Raw genomic sequence first — 19,743 nt, forward strand, 5'->3', positions numbered from 1 at the left:
TCACACTCCAAAAAAACTCCCCCCACCATGACGACCACGATCCAGCAGGCCGACCTGATCGAATCGATCAGCGCCGCGCTGCAGTACATCAGCTACTACCACCCCGCCGACTACATCGCCCACCTGGCCCGCGCCTACGAGCGCGAGCAGAGCCCCGCGGCCAAGGACGCCATCGCGCAGATCCTGACCAACAGCAAGATGAGCGCCACGGGCCAGCGCCCGATCTGCCAGGACACCGGCATCGTCAACGTGTTCCTCAAGGTGGGCATGGACGTGCGCTGGGGCGGCTTCACCGGCAGCCTCGACGACGCCATCAACGAAGGCGTGCGCCGCGGCTACAACCACCCCGACAACACACTGCGCGCCTCGGTCGTGGCCGATCCGCAGTTCGACCGCAAGAACACCAAGGACAACACGCCCGCGGTGATCTTCACCGAGATCGTTCCCGGCAACACCGTTGAAGTGACGGTCGCGGCCAAGGGCGGCGGCAGCGAGAACAAGAGCAAGCTGGTCATGCTGAACCCCGGCGACAGCGTGGTCGACTGGGTGCTCAAGACCGTGCCCACCATGGGCGCCGGCTGGTGCCCGCCGGGCATGCTGGGCATCGGCATCGGCGGCACGGCCGAGAAGGCCGCGCTGATGGCCAAGGAAAGCCTGATGGACGACCTCGACATGCACGAGCTGCAGGCCAAGAAGAAGTCGGGCGCCGAGCTGAGCAAGGTCGAGGCGCTGCGCATCGAGCTGTACGAGAAGGTCAACGCGCTGGGCATCGGCGCACAGGGCCTGGGCGGCCTGGCCACCGTGCTCGACGTCAAGATCCAGATGTACCCGACGCATGCGGCGAGCAAGCCCGTTGCGATGATCCCCAACTGCGCGGCCACCCGCCACGCGCACTTCACGATGGACGGCAGCGGCCCTGTCTACCTCGACCCGCCGTCGCTCGACCTGTGGCCCGACGTCAACTGGGCGCCTGACGAGAAGAAGAGCAAGCGCGTCGACCTCGACAAGCTCACGCCCGCCGAAGTGGCAAGCTGGAAGCCGGGCGACACGCTGCTGCTCAACGGCAAGATGCTCACCGGCCGCGACGCCGCGCACAAGCGCATCCAGGACATGCTGGCCAAGGGCGAGAAGCTGCCGGTGGACTTCACCAACCGCGTCATCTACTACGTCGGCCCGGTCGATCCGGTCGGCGACGAAGCCGTGGGCCCCGCCGGCCCGACCACCGCCACGCGCATGGACGGCTTCACCGAAATGATGCTGGCGCAGACCGGCCTGATCGCGATGATCGGCAAGGCCGAGCGCGGCCCGGTTGCCATCGAGGCCATCAAGAAGCACAAGAGCGCCTACCTCATGGCCGTGGGCGGCGCCGCCTACCTCGTGAGCAAGGCCATCAAGACCGCCAAGGTCGTGGGCTTCGAAGACCTGGGCATGGAAGCGATCTATGAATTCGACGTGGTCGACATGCCCGTGACGGTGGCGGTCGATGCCGGCGGCACCAGCGCGCACATCACCGGCCCGGCCGAGTGGCAGAAGCGCATTGCCAGCGGCGAGTTCAAGACCATCATGATGGAAGAAGCTTGAGCGCTGTAGGCGTCTTCGACAGCGGAGTCGGCGGGCTCAGCGTGCTGGCCGCGCTGCGGGCCGAACTGCCGCACGAACGCTTCGTGTACTTCGCCGACACGGCCTATGCGCCGTACGGCGAGCGCGGAGACGCCTATGTGATCGAGCGCTCGCGCACAGTGGTCGAACACCTGCGGCGCGAGCACGGCATCAAGGCGCTCGTGGTGGCCTGCAACACGGCGACCACGGCTGCCATCCATCTGATGCGCGCCGAGAATCCCGACCTGCCGATCGTCGGGCTGGAACCTGGTCTCAAGCCCGCCGTGGCCGCGAGCCGTACGGGGCGTATCTCGGTGATGGCCACGCGCGGCACGCTGGCCAGCGCCAAGTACGCCACGCTGCGCGCCTCATTCGCCGGGTCGGCCGATGTCCGTCCCGTGCCCTGCGACGGGCTCGTGAAGGCCATCGAAGGCTTCGACTCGGCGGGCATCGCGGCACTGTGCGAACGCTACATGGCCGAAGCCGGCCCCTTCGGCGATGCGCCTGGCGAAGTCGACACGGTGGTGCTTGGCTGCACCCACTACCCGCTCGTGAAGGACGAGTTGCGCCGGCATGCGCCGGCCACGCTGCGGTTCATCGACACGGGCGTGCCGGTCGCGCAGCAGACGCGGCGCCTGTTGACAGCGGCGGGCCAGCTGGCGGACAGCGGCAGTGGCGGCCTGCTTCTGCAGAGCAGCGGCGACGTCGCCGTGCTCGAAGCCGCAGCCGCGCGATGGCTCGGGCTCCCTTCTGCTGCGGCCACGACCTGACCTGGTCCGAGTCATGCGTCTCCTGCGCCACGCCGCCCTCCTCCTGTGCCTCTCGGCCGCCGGCCTGAGCCACGCGGCCTGCGAGAGTGGACTGGCCGAGCGCATGCATGCCAAGCTGCATCCCAACCGCCCGCTCGACGAGCGGCTCGCGGCCTGCAAGGTCTGGCCGGCCTTTCCCGGACGCAGCATCGTCGTGCTGCCGATGCCGCGCGAAACCACCGACCGGGGCGCCAAGGTCTTCGACCTGGAAATCCTGCTGATCCAGCGCCCCGACAACGGCAACACCGATCGCGACACCGTCATCGGCCGGCTCGTGCAGCCCGAGGCACTCGACGAAGACGCCACCACGTCGATCCAGGACATCCGCATCGACACCTCGCGCTACGTGCTGTCGCCCGAGGCCCGCGCCTTCGGCCTGCGCGTGCGCTACCGGGGCAGCAACGCGCCCGGCAGCCCCCTGGCCAGCGAAACCGTGCGGCTCTACGTGCACCATGGCAAGCAGTTGCGCCAGGTGCTGCAGGAGATCGAGCTCGATCACGACCACGGCGGGTGGGACTCCACTTGCACCGGCCACTTCGAGAAGCTGCGCACCATGCTGTCGGTCGGCAAGGGCAGCAGCAACGGCTTTGCCGATCTGCAGCTGTCGCGCACGCTGCTGCAGAGCCGTGCGCAGGAGCAGGAAGACCAGGGCTGCGTGGAAAAGGCACTGCCCGCGAAGTTCGACACGGTCACGCTGCGCTATGACGGCGAGCGCTTCAAGGTGCCGAAGTCGCTGCAACAACAGACGCCCTGACGGGCGCCTGACCCACGGCCGGTTTTTCACCGAGCCGTCACACTAAGGTAACAGGATGCGCGGTTTAGCCAAAAGAACTACCGCGCACAATGACTTCACCCTCCCAGACCCGCATCCCCTTCAAGCCCCTGTTGCTCGCCAGCGCACTCGCGTTGCTGCTGGGCGCCTGCGGCGGTGGTAACAATTCAGGCGGTTTCAGCGGATTCATTCCGCCCACCAGCACTGCGCCGCCACCGGCCCAGCCGCCCGCCGCGCAGCCGGAGCCCGACCAGCTCGTGTCGAAGGCACGGTTCACGCCCAATGCGGGCACCACCAAGGGATCGTCCGACGCATCGACCGCCATCGCGCTGCCCGACAACTTCATGATCGTGGCGGACGATGAGGCCAACGTGCTGCGCGTCTACCCGCGCGGCGGCGGTGCCGCGGTGAAGGAATGGAGCTACGAGCTCGAAGGCCCGAAGCTGGCCAAGGAGCTCGACCTGGAGGCCGGCACGCGCATCGGAGACACGCTGTACTTCACCGGCTCCAACAGCAACAAGAAGGACGGCGCCGACGCAGCCGCCGACCGTTCGCACCTCTTCGCAGTCAAGGTCAGCGGCACGGGCGCCGCCACCGCCTTCGACTATGTCGGCCAGTTCTCGCTGCTCGAAGCGCAGCTGATCGCCTGGGACACGGGCAACCTCCATGGGCTCGGCGCCAACCGCTTCGGTTTTGCCGTGTCTGCCGCGGCCGGCATCGTGCCCGAGCGCGTCGACGGCTTCTCCATCGAGGGCATGACCAGCGCACCGGGCGACACCGCCCTGTGGCTCGGCTTCCGCGCCCCGCAGACGGGCACTCAAGTACGCGCCAAGGCATTGATCGTGCCGCTGCAGAACTACGCCGCGCTGATGGCGGGCACCACCACGCAAGCCACCTTCGGCGCACCCATCGAGCTGGAGCTGGGCGGCCGCGGCATCCGCTCCATCGACAAGGGCACCGACGGCAAGTACCTGATCGTCGCTGGCCCGGCTGGCGCCGCCGTACCCGAGGTGGACCGCAACTTCGCCCTGTTCGCATGGGACGGCAACCCGAACAGCGCGCCGGTGGAACTGTCGAACGACCTCGATGCGCTGCGCAAGGAAACCGGCGGCAGTTTCGAATCCACCGTCGAAGTGCCTGGCCCCGTGACGGCCGGCACGCAGGTGCAACTGCTGCTCGACAACGGCGACACCAAGTGGGACGGCAAGACGGCCTCGAAAGACCTGCCCGCCGTCGACCAGAAATTCGACGGCTTCGTCGTGCGCCTCGGCAAGCCGTGGGTCGACACCGCCGCGCCGAAGCTGCAGAAGTCAATGCCGGCGGCCGGTCGCGTGGGCGTCAACCTCGACACGTCGATCACGCTGTCGTTCAACGAGGCCGTGCGCCTGGGCTCGGGCAGCATCGTGCTGCACAAGGCCGACGGCAGCGTGATCGAGACCTTCCACACCAACAGCCTCGCCGCGCGCCTGCAGGTGGCCTTCAACGTGCTGAAGCTGGTGCCGACGGCCCCGCTCGAGCTGAGCACCGGCTACTACATCACGGTGGATGCCAATGCCATCACCGACGCGGCTGGCAACGCCTTCGCGGGTATTTCCGATGCGACGAAGCTGAGCTTCACGACCACTGCCGGCGCCACACCGCTGGTGGCCGGCGACCTGCTCTTCATGGCAGCCAATGCCGAAGCGCCCGACGCTTATGCCTTCGTACTGCTGAAGGCCGTGAACGGTGGCACGCAAGTGCTGTTCACCGACCGCGACCGCAAGGCGGGCACGACCGAATTCGCCGGCATCACCAACGAAACAGCATTCTTCTGGACTGCGGACCAGAACCTGCCGGCCGGCACGATCGTGACCATCCAGACCGACGTCACCGGCAATCCGATTGCGGACAAGGGCTTCACGCTCGGATCGCCGGGCGGCATCGGCAAATCGGAAACCATCTACGCCATCGCGGGCGGCACCATCGCCGGACTGGACAACGGCCAGGCGGGACAGATCACCGCTGTCGGCAACCACCTCGCGACCATCACGCTGGGCGGTGCTGCGGGCACCATCCCCGACGCGGTCACGACGGCCGGCACAGGCATCAGCTTCACGGTGCTGCCCGCCAACCAGACCAACGCGATCTACAACGGCTCGCTCGACCGCTCGGACCTGGCAGCCTTTGCTGCCCGCGTGAAGGACCCGGCGAACTGGATCAAGCGCTACGCACCGGAAGTCGGCTATCCGCTGACCAACGACAGCCTGTTCGGCGACAAGCTGCCCTGATTGTTGGCTAGGCACGCAGCGCGGCTTGCCAGCCGCGCTGCATGTTGATTGGCAGCAGCAGCAACAGCCCCGCCACGAACAGCACCGCGGTCGACAAGATCGCGATGCGCTGGTTGCCGCCGGTCATCCACGTGATGGCGCCGAAGCTCAGCGGGCCGACGATGCTCGCCAGCCGCGTCGCGAAGGTCCAGAGCCCGAAGAACTCTGCGAGCTGTTGCGGCGGCGCCAGATAGCCCGTCATGGCGCGACCGGCCGATTGACTCGATCCCATCGAGAGCCCTGCGATGGCGGCGGCCCACCAGAAGCCGCCCTTGGTCGTCACCAGCGCGGCGATCACGCAGACCGCGATCCACGCGACCAGCGTGCCGGCCAGCGAGACCTTGTGGCCGATGCGGTCCTGGATGTAGCCGAAACTGAAAGCGCCAAGCGCAGCCGCGATGTTGAGCACGAAGATCAGCACCATGGTTTCGCTCGCGACGAAGCCGATCACCTGCTCCGCGTAGATCGCCGCAAGCGTGATGGCCACGGCCACGCCGCCCTGGTAGCAGACCGTGCAGGCAAGCAGCCACATGAAGTCGCGATAGGCACGGGCCTGCCGGTATGTGGCGCGCAGTTGCTGCCATGCACCGCCCTGCTCCGCGCGGGCCGCCTGGGGCTTTGCGCGCTCGGGCAGCAACACGAAAGTGACGCAGGCGGCCCCACCGTAGATGACTGCCGTGATCAGCATAGTCACCGGCACGAAATGCGCTGCCGGCAAACCTTTCGATTGCGACCACAGCACATAGGCCAGGCAGATGCCCAACGCCAGCATGCCGCCGACGTAGCCGAAGGCCCAGCCCCATCCGCTGACCTTGCCCATGCCCTCTGCCGTGGCCAGTTCGGGCAAGAAGGCACCCGTGAGGGACTCGCCGTAGGAATAGAAGGCGTTGGAGACGATCACCAGCGCCATCGCCAGCGCGACACCGGATGCACCCGAAAAACCCGGCGTGATGGCAAGCGCCGCTGTCGCGAAGACGCAGCCGACGGTCGCGAAAACGAGCACCCGCTTCTTGGCCGCGCGCAAGTCGGCCCAGGCGCCGATGGCGGGCATCGTGAGCATCACGATTGCGTAGGAGGTACTGAGCGCCGCTGTCCACGCGAAGGCGGCCCACGGCGCGCCCTTGGCAATGCCACCCACGAAGTAGGCGGCGAACACGGCCGTGATGACGACCGTGGTGTAGCCCGAGTTGGCGAAGTCGTACATCGCCCAACCGAACACCTCGCGCTTGCGAACGCCCGGGCGCAGCGCGGAGGCGGGAAACAGGGCCATGCGGCCTTGGACCGGGGCGTGGGGTTGCTTAGTGCAGGTGACGCGGACGGCGACCGCCGCCATGGCCACCACCGCTGCCGCCGCTGCCCGGTCCACCGGTGCCGCGCGGGCGCTTGCCGATTTCGAGCGAGTTCACCAGCGCGTCGAAGCGATCGCTGAAGAGGCGATCGATCTCGGAGACCACGCCACCCAGCTCGGCGCCGTCGAAGTGGCGTTCCATGAGGTTGACGACGTCCTCCACCAGCAGGTCGCGCTGCACCTGCATGATCGCGGCCGGGTTCGGGCCGACGAACAGCATCAGGAAGTCGTCGCGCGATTCTTCTTCGGGGTCGCCCTCTTCCTCGTCGAAGTCGGTGTCGTAGAAGGTGACCTCGATGGCCGCACCGCGTTCGGAGAGCTCGTTCAGGCCCATGCACATCTCGTCGAGCGCCTGGCGGAAATCTTCGTCGCCGGGCACGGTCCAGCACATCTGCAGCGTGTGGTCCTTCTGCTCGAAACGGATGCCGGGTTCTTCTTCGTAGGTGCTCGTGGCACCGTCGGCCAGCGACTTGGCGCCGGCGTACTTCCAGAGCGGCTTGAGCGCTTCCTGGATCTGGTCGAAGGTGACGTCCGAACGCAGCGGCACGTCGCCGTGCACATGGATCTCAAATGGAGCGTTGTAGCGAGGCATCGAATGCTCCCTTGTAAGTTTGGTACCCGGAACGGGGGTCGAACCCGTATGCCCCGATTAAGGAAGCGGCGGATTTTAAGTCCGATGTGTCTACCAATTTCACCATCCGGGCGTCAGGTTGAACATCGACGATAACCCAAACAAAACAAGCCCCGGCAACGTGGGTTGGCGGGGCTTGGTAGTCGGAGTCGAATCTGGTTGAACCGAGAGAGTGGAGGCGCGACCCGGAGTCGAACCGGGCTAGACGGATTTGCAATCCGTTGCATAACCGCTTTGCTATCGCGCCACGCAGAAATACGAAATCGAACTAGCGAAAAAAAGGGAAGCTGTTGCTTCCCTTTTTCAAAACTGGAGCGGGAAAAGAGTCTCGAACTCTCGACCTCAACCTTGGCAAGGTTGCGCTCTACCAACTGAGCTATTCCCGCGTTTCGAGCCTCGAATTATATACCAGTTTTTCGAGGCTCCACAAGTTTTGCGATCAACCGGTCAGTGCTTGACCGAGCCTTCCGAAGCTGGCGCCCCTGCGCGCTGCTTGGCCAGTTCTGCCACTGCAGCCGCGGATGCAGCCACTTCTTCGTCGGACAGCGGTTCGGGCATTTTCTCGAGAGCGATCTCGAGCACCTTGTCGATCCACTTCACAGGCACGATCTCGAGGCCGTTCTTCACGTTCTCGGGAATCTCCTGCAGGTCCTTGGCGTTCTCTTCCGGAATCAGCACGGTCTTGATGCCGCCGCGCAGCGCGGCCAGCAGCTTTTCCTTCAGGCCGCCGATGGCCGTCACCTCGCCGCGCAGCGTGATCTCGCCAGTCATCGCGACGTCGCTGCGCACGGGGATGCCCGTAAGTGCCGACACGAAGGCCGTCGTCATCGCCGCGCCCGCGCTCGGGCCATCCTTCGGCGTAGCGCCATCGGGCACGTGGATGTGGATGTCGCGCTTCTCGAACGCCTCGTCCTTGATGCCCAGGCGGCGCGAGCGGCTGCGCACCACCGTGCGCGCGGCCTCGACCGATTCCTTCATCACGTCGCCCAGCGAACCGGTGCGGCTGATCACGCCCTTGCCGGGCATGGTCACGGCTTCGATCGTCAGCAGGTCACCGCCGACTTCGGTCCATGCGAGGCCAACCACCTGGCCGACCTGGTTCTGCTTCTCTGCGAGGCCGAAGCTGTACTTGCGCACGCCAAGAAACTCGTTGAGATTCGTGCCGTCGACCGTGACCTTGGGCGTGAACTGCTTGAGCAGCAGGCCCTTCACCACCTTGCGGCAGATCTTGGACAGTTCGCGCTCGAGCGAACGCACACCCGCTTCACGCGTGTAGTAGCGCACGATGTCACGCACGGCCTCTTCGGTGACAAGGAGTTCTTCTTCCTTGACGCCGTTGTTCTTCAACTGCTTCGGCAGCAGGTACTTGATCGCGATGTGCGTCTTCTCGTCCTCGGTGTAGCCCGAGAGGCGGATGACTTCCATGCGGTCCAGCAGCGCCGGCGGAATGTTCATCGAGTTCGATGTGGCGACGAACATCACGTCGCTCAGGTCGAAGTCGACTTCCACGTAGTGGTCGCCGAAGGTGTGGTTCTGCTCGGGGTCGAGCACTTCGAGCAACGCGCTCGAAGGGTCGCCGCGGAAGTCCGTGCCCAGCTTGTCGATTTCGTCGAGCAGGAACAGCGGATTGCGCGTGCCGATCTTGCTCAGGCCCTGCAGCACCTTGCCCGGCAGTGCGCCGATGTAGGTGCGACGGTGGCCGCGGATCTCGGCTTCGTCGCGCATGCCACCCAGCGCCATGCGCGTGTACTTGCGGCCGGTCGCCTTGGCGATCGACTGCCCCAGCGAAGTCTTGCCCACGCCCGGAGGTCCCACGAGGCACAGGATCGGCGCCTTGACCTTGTCGACGCGTTGCTGCACCGCGAGATATTCGAGGATGCGGTCCTTGACCTTCTCGAGGCCGTAGTGGTCGGCATTGAGCACGGCCTCGGCATTGGCCAGATCGTGCTTGATCTTGGTCTTCTTGCTCCACGGCAGGCCGATGAGCACGTCGATGTAGTTGCGCACCACCGTGGCTTCGGCCGACATGGGCGACATCAGTTTGAGCTTCTTGAGCTCGCCCTCGGCCTTCTTCAGGCCTTCCTTCGACATCTTCGCGAGCTTGATCTTCTTCTCGATCTCCTCGATGTCCGCGCCCTCTTCGCCTTCGCCGAGCTCCTTCTGGATGGCCTTGACCTGCTCGTTGAGGTAGAAGTCGCGCTGGTTCTTTTCCATCTGGCGCTTCACGCGGCCACGGATCTTCTTGTCGACGTTGAGGATGTCGACTTCGCGCTCGAGCTGGCCAAACAGGTTCTCCAGGCGCGCCTTGACGTCGTCGAGGTCGAGCACGGCCTGCTTGTTGTCGAGCTTGAGCGGCAGGTGCGCTGCGATGGTGTCCGCAAGGCGGCCCGGATCGTCGATGCTCGAGATCGAGGTCAGGATTTCGGGCGGAATCTTCTTGTTCAGCTTGACGTACTGGTCGAACTGCTGCATCACCGCGCGGCGCAGCGCCTCGACCTCGGTACCCTTCTCGCCGCCCTCGGGCGCCTCGACGGGCGTCACGTTGGCCGAGAAGTGCGTCTCGCCGTCATCGATGCGGTTCACGCGTGCGCGCTGCTGGCCTTCGACCAGCACCTTCACCGTGCCGTCGGGCAGCTTGAGCATCTGCAGGATGGTCGAGACGCAGCCGACCTCGAACATGTCCTCGACCGAGGGCTCGTCCTTGGCAGCGGCCTTCTGGGCCACCAGCATGATGCGGCGCTCCGCCTCCATGGCCAGCTCGAGCGCCTTGATGCTCTTGGGGCGACCCACGAAGAGCGGGATCACCATGTGGGGAAACACCACGACGTCGCGCAGCGGCAGCAGCGGCAGGTCGAGGGCTTCGGGAGGCAGAGGGGTATGGCCAGACATGCAGATCCTTCGCGTCTTTGGCTTTAGGCCTTTTTCGCCGCTTCGCGGTACACGAGCAGCGGGGGCTTGTTTTCGTCGATGGTCGATTCCTCGACCACCACCTTGTCGACATTGGTCGCGTTCGGCAATTCGAACATGGTGTCGATCAGCGACTGTTCAAGGATCGAGCGCAAACCGCGTGCACCGGTCTTGCGGGCCAGGGCCTTGCGAGCGATCGCCTTGAGCGCCGCAGGGCGAATCTCGAGGTCCACGCCTTCCATCTGCAGCAGCTTGGTGAACTGCTTCACCACGGCATTCTTGGGCTCGGTCAGGATCTGGACCAGCGCATCCTCGCTGAGTTCCGCGAGCGATGCGACCACGGGCATGCGGCCCACGAGTTCGGGGATCAGGCCGAACTTGATCAGGTCTTCGGGTTCGACTTCGCGGAACACCTCGGTGATGCTACGTTGGGCCTTGCTCTTGACCGCGGCGCCGAAGCCAATGCCCGAGGCCTCGGTGCGGTTTTCGATGACCTTCTCGAGGCCCGCGAACGCACCGCCGCAGATGAACAGGATGTTCGTCGTGTCGATCTGCAGGAAGTCTTGATTCGGGTGCTTGCGCCCGCCTTGCGGCGGCACGCTGGCCATCGTGCCTTCGATGAGCTTCAGCAAGGCCTGCTGCACGCCCTCGCCCGACACGTCGCGGGTGATCGAGGGGTTGTCGGACTTGCGCGAGATCTTGTCGATTTCGTCGATGTAGACGATGCCGCGCTGGGCGCGTTCGACCTCGTAGTTGCAGCTCTGCAGCAGCTTCTGGATGATGTTCTCGACGTCCTCGCCCACGTAACCGGCTTCGGTCAGCGTGGTGGCGTCGGCCATCACGAAAGGCACGTCGAGCATGCGCGCGAGCGTTTGCGCCAGCAGCGTCTTGCCCGAGCCCGTGGGGCCGATCAGCAGGATGTTGCTCTTGCTGAGTTCGACATCGTCGCCCTTGGCCTTTTCCTTGTGGCGCAGGCGCTTGTAGTGGTTGTAGACCGCCACCGACAGCATGCGCTTGGCCGGCTCCTGGCCGATCACGTAGTTGTCGAGATTGGTCTTGATCTCCAGCGGAGTCGGCAGATCGCTGCGTGCTTCACGCGCTTCTTCGCCCGCGGGGAGCTCGTCGCGGATGATCTCGTTGCAAAGGTCGATGCACTCGTCGCAGATGAAGACCGAAGGGCCCGCGATCAGCTTCTTGACCTCGTGCTGGCTCTTGCCGCAGAACGAGCAATAAAGCGTTTTTTCGCTGGAAGAGCCTTTTTTATCGGCCATGGACTTTTGCCTCGTGACAGGGTATGCACAATGATAACTAAACAAAAACGGCGTTTCCCGTGTGGAAAACGCCGTTTTTTGCCATTTGGCGCCACCGGCGCCCCGCAGCTTTAACCGCGCTTGGCGACGACCTGGTCCACCAGACCGTATTCCTTGGCCTCGTCAGCCGTGAGGAAATAGTCGCGCTCGGTGTCGGCCTTGACCTTTTCCAGCGGCTGGCCGGTGCGCTCGGCCAGGATGCGATTCATCTGGTCCTTGGTGCGCAGGATGTCGCGCGCATGGATCTCGATGTCGGTCGCCTGGCCGCGTGCGCCGCCCAGCACCTGGTGGATCATGATCTTCGAGTTGGGCAGCGAGAAACGCTTTCCCTTCTCGCCGGCCGCCAGCAGGAAGGCGCCCATGCTGGCCGCAAAACCGAGGCACATGGTCGACACGTCAGGCTTGATGAACTGCATGGTGTCGTAGATCGCCATGCCGGCGCTCACGCTGCCGCCTGGGGAGTTGATGTAGAACGAGATGTCCTTGTCCGGGTTTTCGCTCTCGAGGAACAGCAGCTGGGCCACCACGAGATTGGCCGTCTGGTCGTTGACCTCGCCCACCAGGAAAATGATGCGTTCCTTGAGGAGACGCGAATAGATGTCATAAGACCGCTCGCCGCGGCCCGACTGCTCGATGACCATCGGAACCATGCCGAGGCCTTGAATTTCGTTTGCGATCATGAATTTTCTCTCCGGAAGATGGGATCGTTCACTGCTGTTTGCACTGTACGCCAGAGTGAAATGGGGCTCGTGCCGCAAAGCACAAGCCCCATTGGCGTAGCGGGCGGCGGCGGAAATCAGCCTTGCTGTTGCGCCATCAGTTCGTCGAACGACACCGACTTTTCGTTGACCTTGGCCTTGCCCAGGACGAAATCGGTCACGTTGTTCTCGATGACAACGGCTTCGACTTCGGCCAGGCGGTTGTTGTCGCTGAAGTACCAGCGCACCACGTCGGCCGGCTTTTCGTAGCTGGCGGCCAGTTCGTCGATGTGGGCCTTGATCTGCTCGGGCTTGGCCTGCAGGTTGTTGGCACGCACCAGCTCGGCCACCACGAGGCCCAGGCGCACTCGGCGCTCGGCTTGCGGGCGGAACACTTCGTCGGGGATCGGGGCCTTGTCGGCGTCCTTGATGCCGCGCTGCTTGAGCTCGGCGCGGGCGCCTTCGACCATGCGATTGACTTCCGACTGCACGCTGGCGTTCGGCAGGTCGAGCTCGGCATTGGCCACCAGGGCGTCCATCACGGCGTTCTTGTTGCGGGCCAGCAGGCGGAACTTCACTTCGCGCTCGAGGTTGCGCTTGATGTCGGCGCGCAGGCCTTCGACCGTGGCTTCGGCGATGCCGAGCGACTTGGCCAGCTGCTCGTTGACTTCGGGCAGGTGCGAGGCTTCGATCTTCTTCAGGGTGACCATGAAGTCGGCTTGCTTGCCGGCCACGTCCTTGCCGTGGTAGTCGGCCGGGAACGACAGCGGGAAGGTGCGACTGTCGCCAGCCTTCATGCCGCGCACGGCGTCTTCGAATTCCTTGAGCATCTGGCCTTCGCCGACGACGAACTGGAAGTCTTCGGCCTTGCCGCCCTGGAAGGGCTCACCGTCGATCTTGCCTTCGAAGTCGACAGTCACGCGGTCGTCGTCTTGCGCAACAGCGTCTTGCGCGCGCTGGGCGAAGGTGCGGCGTTGCTTGCGCAGGATGTCGAGCGTCTTGTCGATCGCGTCGTCGCCCACTTCGGCCGAGAGCTTCTCGACTTCGGCGCCGGACAGGTCGTTGATCTTGACTTCGGGGAACACTTCGAAGACCGCGTCGAAGGCCAGTTCGCCTTCGGGTGCGTCTTCTTTTTCAGTGATGCGGGGCTGGCCGGCAACGCGCAGCTTGGCTTCGTTGGCGGCTTGCGAGAAGGCCTCGCCGACCTTGTCGTTCATGACTTCGTAGTGCACCGAGTAGCCATAGCGCTGGGCCACGACGTTCATCGGCACCTTGCCGGGACGGAAGCCGTCCATCTTGACGGTGCGCGCGAGCTTCTTGAGGCGCGAATCGACTTCGGACTGGATGGTGCCGACCGGCAGGGTCAGCGTGATCTTGCGTTCGAGCTTCTCGAGAGTTTCAACGTTCACGGTCATGATGTCTTCCTTGTGAGGGGGCTGGTGCGCGGGGCCTGCATCTTTTTATCAATACAGATCAAGGACTTACACGCGCTAGCGGGATTTAAGCGGAGGCACACGCGTGCCGCGCGCAAAACTGGGCAACCCGCGATTCTAATCGGCTGGAGACACCCCTTTTGGCCAGGCCGGGGGTCCGCACGCGGAGATTTCGCCTCCATCGCCTTTACAGTGGCTGCGATTCGCCATTGCCCACAGGAATGCCCATGCCCCTACAGCGACTGTTCGCCGCCCTCGCCTTCACCCTGATCCTCGCATTCGGCATGCCTTCGCCCGCGCTGGCCAAGACCGCGGGCGCGCCGGCGACGAAAGAGCCGACCATCCAGCAGATCTACGAAGCGGCGAACGGCGGCAGGATGGCGGAAGCCGACGCGATGATCGCGAAGGTGCTGAAGAACCATCCCAACAGCGCGAAGGCCCACTACGTTCACGCCGAACTCCTCGCGATGAACGGCAAGCTCGACGACGCCAGGGACGAACTGTCCCAGGCCAAGGAGCTGTCACCGGGCCTCAAGTTCGCGAAGGCCGACTCGATCGCCAAGCTCGAACGCAAGCTCGAGAAGCCGGCCGAGATCAAGGCCGAGCCACCGCCACCCGTGCCCAGCCCGGTCGCCGCGCCAGCCGCTTCACCCGAGAAGGCAGATACGGCGTCGTCGTCCGGACCAATCCCCTGGACACCGATCGGCATCGTGGCCCTTTTCATCGTCGCCTACCTCGTCTTCCAGCGGCGCAGGCGCGCCACCACCTTCGATGCGCCTGCCGCCGCTGGCGCGCCACGGTTCTCCAGGCCCACCAGCGATTCGTCGATGGGCTATAGCAGGGCCGACGAAGACCGGGAGTACCCCGCCTCGGCTCCCGCAGCAGCCGGCCAGGGCCCGGGCATCGGCGGTGCGCTGGCGGCCGGGGCCGTGGCAGGTGTCGGCGCGGTGGTCGCGGGCGAAGTGCTGCGCCACCTGCTGAACGACCGCTCCGACGACCACAGGGGCAGCACCGTCAACATCTTCAACAACCACCGCGACAGCCACGGCAACGCCAGCATGGGCCGCAGCCTCTGGCCCTCGTCCGACCCGGAGCCCGAGCAGCAACCCGACCGCAGCTTCGTGGACAACGACTTCGGCATCAAGGACACGAGCTCGTGGGACGACTCGAGCAGCAGTAGCAGTTCCAGTTCCGACAGCAGCAGTGACAGCGGAAGCAGCGACAGCAGTAGCAGCAGCGATTGGTAGAAGGCAGAAAAGAAAAAGCCCCGTTCCTTGCGAAACGGGGCTTTTTCACTGCTCGATAGACGGGCTACATAGCAGGGCTGGTGCGCGGGGCCGGACTCGAACCGGCACGTTCTTGCGAACGTCAGGACCTAAACCTGGTGCGTCTACCAATTTCGCCACCCGCGCAGTGCCAATCTTTCAGGTGAATGCAAAAGCGGACGGTCCCTTTGCACCATGGAAGCCCATGGGCCAAAGACCATCCGCTTGAAATCGGTCAACTTTCGATTTTAAACGCTAATCGGCGCCTCTTTCGGCTCCCGCTTCACACGAAATGCCGCTGCATACATTGCCGGCAAGGCCAGCAGCGTCAGCACCGTCGCGACGATCAGGCCGCCCATGATGGCCACCGCCATCGGCCCCCAGAACACGCTGCGCGACAGCGGGATCATGGCCAGCACCGCCGCCGCGGCCGTCAGCACGATCGGCCGCAGCCGCCGCACCGCCGACTCGACAATCGCGTCCCACGCCGGCACGCCCGCCGCGCGGTCGAGCTCGATCTGGTCGATCAGGATCACCGCATTGCGCTGGATCATGCCCATCAGCGCGATCACGCCCAGCAGCGCCACGAAGCCGAAGGGCCGGTTCAGCACCAGCAGCGCGCCAGCCACACCGGCAATACCCATAGGCCCGGTGATGAACACCAGCAACGAACGGCTGAAGCTGTGCAGCTGCAGCATCAGCAGCGTGAACACCAGGAACAGCATGATCGGCACGCCGGCCACGATCGAGGCCGAGCCCTTGCTGCTTTCCTCCACCGCGCCCGCCACCTCGATGCGGTAGCCGCCCTGCCCGGCCGCCACCCAGCCGGCTTCGAGCTCGCGCAGCTTCGGCAGCAACTGCGCCGTCACGGTCGCGCCCTGCAGGCCTTCGACCACGTCGCCCTGCACGGTGATGGCGTAGTCGCGGTTCTCGCGCCACATCACGCCCGGCTCCCAGGTGAACACCGGCTTGGCAATCTGCGTGAGCGGAATCGAACGGCCCGAGGTCGTCGGGATGTAGGCATTGCCGATGTCCGAGATGGCCTGGCGCTCGTCGGGCGCCTGGCGCAGCACGATGTCGATCAGCAGGTCGTTCTCGCGGTACTGGCCCACGGTGGTGCCGCTGAACATGGTCTTGGAGGCCTGCGCGATGGCCTGGCTCGTCACGCCGAGCGCGCGCGCCTTGGCCTGGTCGATCTCGAGGCGGATCACCTTCACCGACTCGTTCCAGTTGTCGTTCACGCCGCGCATGTTGGCGTTGTCGCGCAGCACGGCCTTCACTTCGTCGGCATGGCCGCGCAGCAGCGCCGGGTCGGGGCCGATCACGCGGAACTGCACCGGGTACGGCACCGGCGGCCCGTTGGGCAGCAGCTTGACGCGGCCGCGCACCTCGGGAAACTCCTGCGCCAGTACCAGCGGCAGCTTGATGCGCAGCGTCTCGCGCACCTTCAGGTCCTTGGCGAGCACGATCAGCTGCGACACGTTGGTCTGCGGGAACACCTGGTCCAGCGGCAGGTAGAAGCGCGGCACGCCGGAGCCGATCCAGGTGCTGACCGTCTTCACGCCGGCCTCCTGCATCACGCGCTGCTCGACGCGCTTGGCCACTTCTTCGTTGGCGGCGAAGGAGGTGCCTTCAGGAAACCAGAGGTCGACCAGAATCTCGGGCCGGCTCGAATCGGGGAAGAACTGCTGCTGCACCTTGCCCATGCCGACAATGCCGAGTGCAAAGATCAGAATCGTGGCGCCGATGGTCATCCAGCGGTGCTGCACGCACCAGTTCACCGTGCGGCGGAAGACGTTGTAGAACGGTGTGTCGAACAGCTCGTGCGGCGGTGCATCGGGGTCGTGCGGCTTCACCTTCAGCAGCAGCGTGCCGAGGTACGGCACGAAGTACACCGAGACGATCCACGACAGCACCAGCGCGATCACCGTCACCGCGAAGATCGCGAAGGTGTATTCGCCCGTCACCGACTTGGCGATGCCGATCGGCAGGAAACCCGCCGCAGTGATGAGCGTGCCCGTGAGCATCGGCTTGGCCGTCACGTCGTAGGCGAAGGTGGCGGCGCGGACCTTGTCGTAGCCCTCTTCCATCTTCCGCACCATCATCTCGACCGCGATGATCGCGTCGTCCACCAGCAGGCCGAGCGCGATGATGAGCGACCCCAGCGATATCTTGTGCAGCCCGATGCCGAAGTAGTTCATCGCCAGGAAGGTCACGGCCAGCACCAGCGGAATGGTGATTGCCACCACCAGCCCCGGGCGCATGTCGATGTACCAGCCGAAGCGCCCGCCCTTGTGCAGGCCGAGCGAGATGATGCTCACGGCCAGCACGATGGCCACGGCCTCGATCAGCACGCCGACGAATTCGTTGACCGAGCTCGCCACCGATACCGGCTGGTCTTGCACCTGCGCCAGCTTGACGCCGGCCGGCAGGCGCTGGTCGATGGTGGCGGTGGTGGCCTTCAGCGCCTTGCCCAGCGCGATGATGTCGCCGCCCTTGGCCATCGACACGCCCAGGCCGATCACTTCCTTGCCCTGGTGGTGCATCTTGACCGACGGCGGATCGATGTAGCCGCGGTGGATGTCCGCAATGTCGCCGAGCTTGATCTGGTTGCCCGAGCTGCCGCGAATGGGCATCTCGCGCAGCTGGTCGACGCTGGTGAACTGGCCCGCGACGCGCACCTGCACCACGTCCTGCGGCGACTGGATCGTGCCCGCGCTCTCGATCGCGTTCTGCGAACCGAGCTGCGCCAGCACCGCGTTGAAGTCGAGCCCCAGCTGCGCCAGGCGCTTCTGCGAGATCTCGATGTAGACCTTCTCGTCCTGCACGCCGAACTGGTCGACCTTGGCCACGTCCTTCACGCGCAGCAACTGCTGGCGCACGTCGTCGGCCAGCGTCTTGAGCTCGGCGTAGCTGAAGCCTTCGCTCTCCAGCGCGTAGATCACGCCGTAGACGTCGCCGAAGTCGTCATTGAAGAACGGGCCCTGCACGCCGGCGGGCAAGGTGGCGCGCATGTCGCCGATCTTCTTGCGCACCGTGTACCAGACGTTCGCGACCTCGGTGGACTTCGACGAGTCCTTGATGTTGAAGATGATCTGCGACTCACCCGGCTTCGAGTAGCTGCGGATCTTGTCGGCGTACGGCGCTTCCTGCAGCGTGCGCTCGAGCTTGTCGGTGACCTGCTCGGCCACCTGCTGCGCGGTGGCGCCGGGCCAGTAGGTGCGCACGACCATCGCACGGAAGGTGAAGGGCGGATCTTCGTCCTGGCCGAGCTGGAAGTACGCGAAGGCACCCAGCACCATCAGCACCACCATCAGGTAGCGCGTGAGGGGCGCGTGGTCCAGCGCCCATTTGGAGAGGTTGAAGCCGGCGGGCTTTTCAGTGGGAGTCGCTGCGCCGCCGCTCATTTGCCGGCACCCGCTGCGATCTCCTTGTTCGTCGCAGCGACAGCCGCGACGGGCTGCGCCGATTCCTTCGCACCGGCATTGGCGGCGGCCGCGGCCGCCTCCTTGGACTGGTAGATGGTGACCTTCTGCCCCGGCGACAGCACGTGCACGCCAGCGGCCACGACCATCATGCCGGGCGCAATGCCGCCGGCGATCACGGCCTCATTGCCGTCGGCCGTGGCTACTTGCACGGTCTGTGAGCGCACCGTCATGGTCGACTTGTCGAGCACCCATACGGCCGAGCCCTTGCCTTCCTGGCGCAGCGCGCTGGTCGGCAATTTCATCACCGTGGTGGTGCCATGCGCGAGCGCCTGCGGACGCGCATAGACCGTGGCGCCGAGCGGCGGCGAGGTGGCCGCGTCGATGGCAACCTTGACCGAGTAGGTGCGCGTCACCGCGTCGGCGCTGGCCGCCACTTCGCGCACCTGGCCCTCCAGTTCGTTGCCGCCCGACCAGCCACGTACCGTGACGGGCGAGCCGGCCTTGATCAGCGTGGCGCGGTCTTCAGGCACCGCGAACACCACGTCGCGTGCGCCGTCCTGCGCAATGCGAACGACCGGCGTGCCGGCCTGCACCACCTGACCCGGTTCTGCCTCGATGGCGGTGATGATGCCGGCCACGTCGGCCACCAGCGTCGTGTAGTTGGCCTGGTTGCCCTGCGAGGCGAGTTGCGCCTGAGCCTGCTCGAGCTGGGCCTGCGCGGCCTTCCAGGTGGTCTCGCGGCGCTCCAGTTCGGCGCCGCTGATGAAATTCTGCGCACGCAGCTCGGCGTAGCGCTTGAGATCGGCGGCCGCGAGGTCGCGATTGGTCAGCGCGGCGGCCTGCTGGGCACGTGCGGCTTCAGCGGCGAGGCGGTAGTCCTGCGGATCGAGCTGTGCCAGCACCTGGCCGGCCTGCACGTGCTGGCCGAGTTCGGCCTGGCGCTTGGTGATCTTGCCCGCCACGCGGAAGCCCAGGCGCGATTCGACACGCGCGCGCACCTCGGCAGAAAACTCGGGCTGGGCATCGAATTCGCTCGCCCCGACGGTCACGAACTTGACCGCGCGAACGGGGTCCTCGGCCGCAGGCTTCGGCGAACAGCCGGCCAGAAAAATGGCGGGAAGCAGCAACCATGCGGCACTGCGGACACGGGACGAGAGGACGGCGGAGGCGGTCATGAAACACCCTGAAAAGGACGAACCGGATCATTACTGACCCACTGGTTAGTAATTTAGGGTAA

13 protein-coding genes and 4 tRNA genes are annotated in these 19,743 nt (G+C 65.2%); 5 read left to right on the forward strand and 12 right to left on the reverse strand.

What is annotated here, in order from left to right; all coding sequences use genetic code 11:
* Positions 1-27 precede the first annotated feature (27 nt).
* The 4 genes from ACTG4X_RS19980 to ACTG4X_RS19995 all read left to right on the forward strand — a co-directional run bounded on the left by ACTG4X_RS19980 (position 28) and on the right by ACTG4X_RS19995 (position 5,447).
* Positions 28-1,581, forward strand: coding sequence for a fumarate hydratase (locus ACTG4X_RS19980; RefSeq protein WP_093056461.1), 1,554 nt, complete (start codon positions 28-30; stop codon positions 1,579-1,581).
* Positions 1,578-2,369: a glutamate racemase gene (gene murI / locus ACTG4X_RS19985; RefSeq protein WP_093073760.1), complete on the forward strand. Its 792-nt coding sequence runs from the start codon at positions 1,578-1,580 to the stop codon at positions 2,367-2,369. Before ACTG4X_RS19980 ends, murI begins: the two co-directional genes overlap by 4 nt.
* Positions 2,370-2,382: 13 nt before the next feature.
* On the forward strand, positions 2,383-3,162 hold the full coding sequence (locus ACTG4X_RS19990) for a hypothetical protein (RefSeq protein WP_093056459.1): 780 nt from the start codon (positions 2,383-2,385) through the stop codon (positions 3,160-3,162).
* 89 nt (positions 3,163-3,251) lie between these two features.
* Positions 3,252-5,447 (forward strand): Ig-like domain-containing protein, encoded by a 2,196-nt coding sequence (locus tag ACTG4X_RS19995; RefSeq protein WP_440531714.1) that lies wholly within the window; start codon positions 3,252-3,254, stop codon positions 5,445-5,447.
* 7 nt (positions 5,448-5,454) lie between these two features.
* On the opposite strand, the gene ACTG4X_RS20000 is transcribed toward ACTG4X_RS19995, so the two are convergent.
* The 9 genes from ACTG4X_RS20000 to tig form a co-directional block, all read right to left on the reverse strand.
* Entirely contained in the window at positions 5,455-6,756 is a 1,302-nt protein-coding gene (locus ACTG4X_RS20000; RefSeq protein WP_440531715.1) for an MFS transporter, read from the reverse strand.
* 28 nt (positions 6,757-6,784) lie between these two features.
* Positions 6,785-7,426 (reverse strand): DUF6806 family protein, encoded by a 642-nt coding sequence (locus ACTG4X_RS20005; RefSeq protein WP_093056456.1) that lies wholly within the window; start codon positions 7,424-7,426, stop codon positions 6,785-6,787.
* A gap of 20 nt (positions 7,427-7,446) precedes the next feature.
* Positions 7,447-7,538: transfer RNA gene (locus ACTG4X_RS20010), tRNA-Leu, on the reverse strand.
* 100 nt (positions 7,539-7,638) lie between these two features.
* Positions 7,639-7,712 (reverse strand) — tRNA-Cys (locus ACTG4X_RS20015).
* A gap of 63 nt (positions 7,713-7,775) precedes the next feature.
* Positions 7,776-7,851, reverse strand: a tRNA-Gly gene (locus ACTG4X_RS20020).
* A 61-nt stretch (positions 7,852-7,912) separates the two neighbouring features.
* The gene (lon, locus tag ACTG4X_RS20025) at positions 7,913-10,354 is read right to left on the reverse strand and encodes an endopeptidase La (RefSeq protein ID WP_093056455.1); all 2,442 of its coding nucleotides are present in this window, start codon (positions 10,352-10,354) and stop codon (positions 7,913-7,915) included.
* 23 nt (positions 10,355-10,377) lie between these two features.
* Positions 10,378-11,643, reverse strand: coding sequence for an ATP-dependent Clp protease ATP-binding subunit ClpX (gene clpX / locus ACTG4X_RS20030; protein WP_007829783.1), 1,266 nt, complete (start codon positions 11,641-11,643; stop codon positions 10,378-10,380).
* 110 nt (positions 11,644-11,753) lie between these two features.
* Positions 11,754-12,362, reverse strand: a complete 609-nt coding sequence (gene clpP / locus ACTG4X_RS20035; RefSeq protein ID WP_093056454.1) for an ATP-dependent Clp endopeptidase proteolytic subunit ClpP — start codon at positions 12,360-12,362, stop codon at positions 11,754-11,756.
* A 116-nt stretch (positions 12,363-12,478) separates the two neighbouring features.
* Complete coding sequence (tig, locus tag ACTG4X_RS20040) at positions 12,479-13,795, reverse strand: trigger factor (RefSeq protein WP_093056453.1); 1,317 nt, start codon at positions 13,793-13,795, stop codon at positions 12,479-12,481.
* 245 nt (positions 13,796-14,040) lie between these two features.
* Between tig and ACTG4X_RS20045 the strand changes: the two genes are divergently transcribed.
* On the forward strand, positions 14,041-15,060 hold the full coding sequence (locus ACTG4X_RS20045) for a tetratricopeptide repeat protein (RefSeq protein WP_440531716.1): 1,020 nt from the start codon (positions 14,041-14,043) through the stop codon (positions 15,058-15,060).
* Between the two features lie 78 nt (positions 15,061-15,138).
* Here the strand turns inward: ACTG4X_RS20045 and ACTG4X_RS20050 are convergent.
* The 3 genes from ACTG4X_RS20050 to ACTG4X_RS20060 form a co-directional block, all read right to left on the reverse strand.
* Positions 15,139-15,225 (reverse strand) — tRNA-Leu (locus ACTG4X_RS20050).
* A 101-nt stretch (positions 15,226-15,326) separates the two neighbouring features.
* Positions 15,327-18,485: an efflux RND transporter permease subunit gene (locus ACTG4X_RS20055; protein ID WP_093073751.1), complete on the reverse strand. Its 3,159-nt coding sequence runs from the start codon at positions 18,483-18,485 to the stop codon at positions 15,327-15,329.
* Positions 18,482-19,681, reverse strand: a complete 1,200-nt coding sequence (locus ACTG4X_RS20060) for an efflux RND transporter periplasmic adaptor subunit (protein ID WP_093073749.1) — start codon at positions 19,679-19,681, stop codon at positions 18,482-18,484. The genes ACTG4X_RS20055 and ACTG4X_RS20060 overlap by 4 nt, the downstream gene beginning before the upstream one ends.
* Positions 19,682-19,743 lie beyond the last annotated feature (62 nt).

Source organism: Variovorax sp. YR566, from assembly GCF_051992195.1.
Classification (GTDB): domain Bacteria; phylum Pseudomonadota; class Gammaproteobacteria; order Burkholderiales; family Burkholderiaceae_C; genus Variovorax.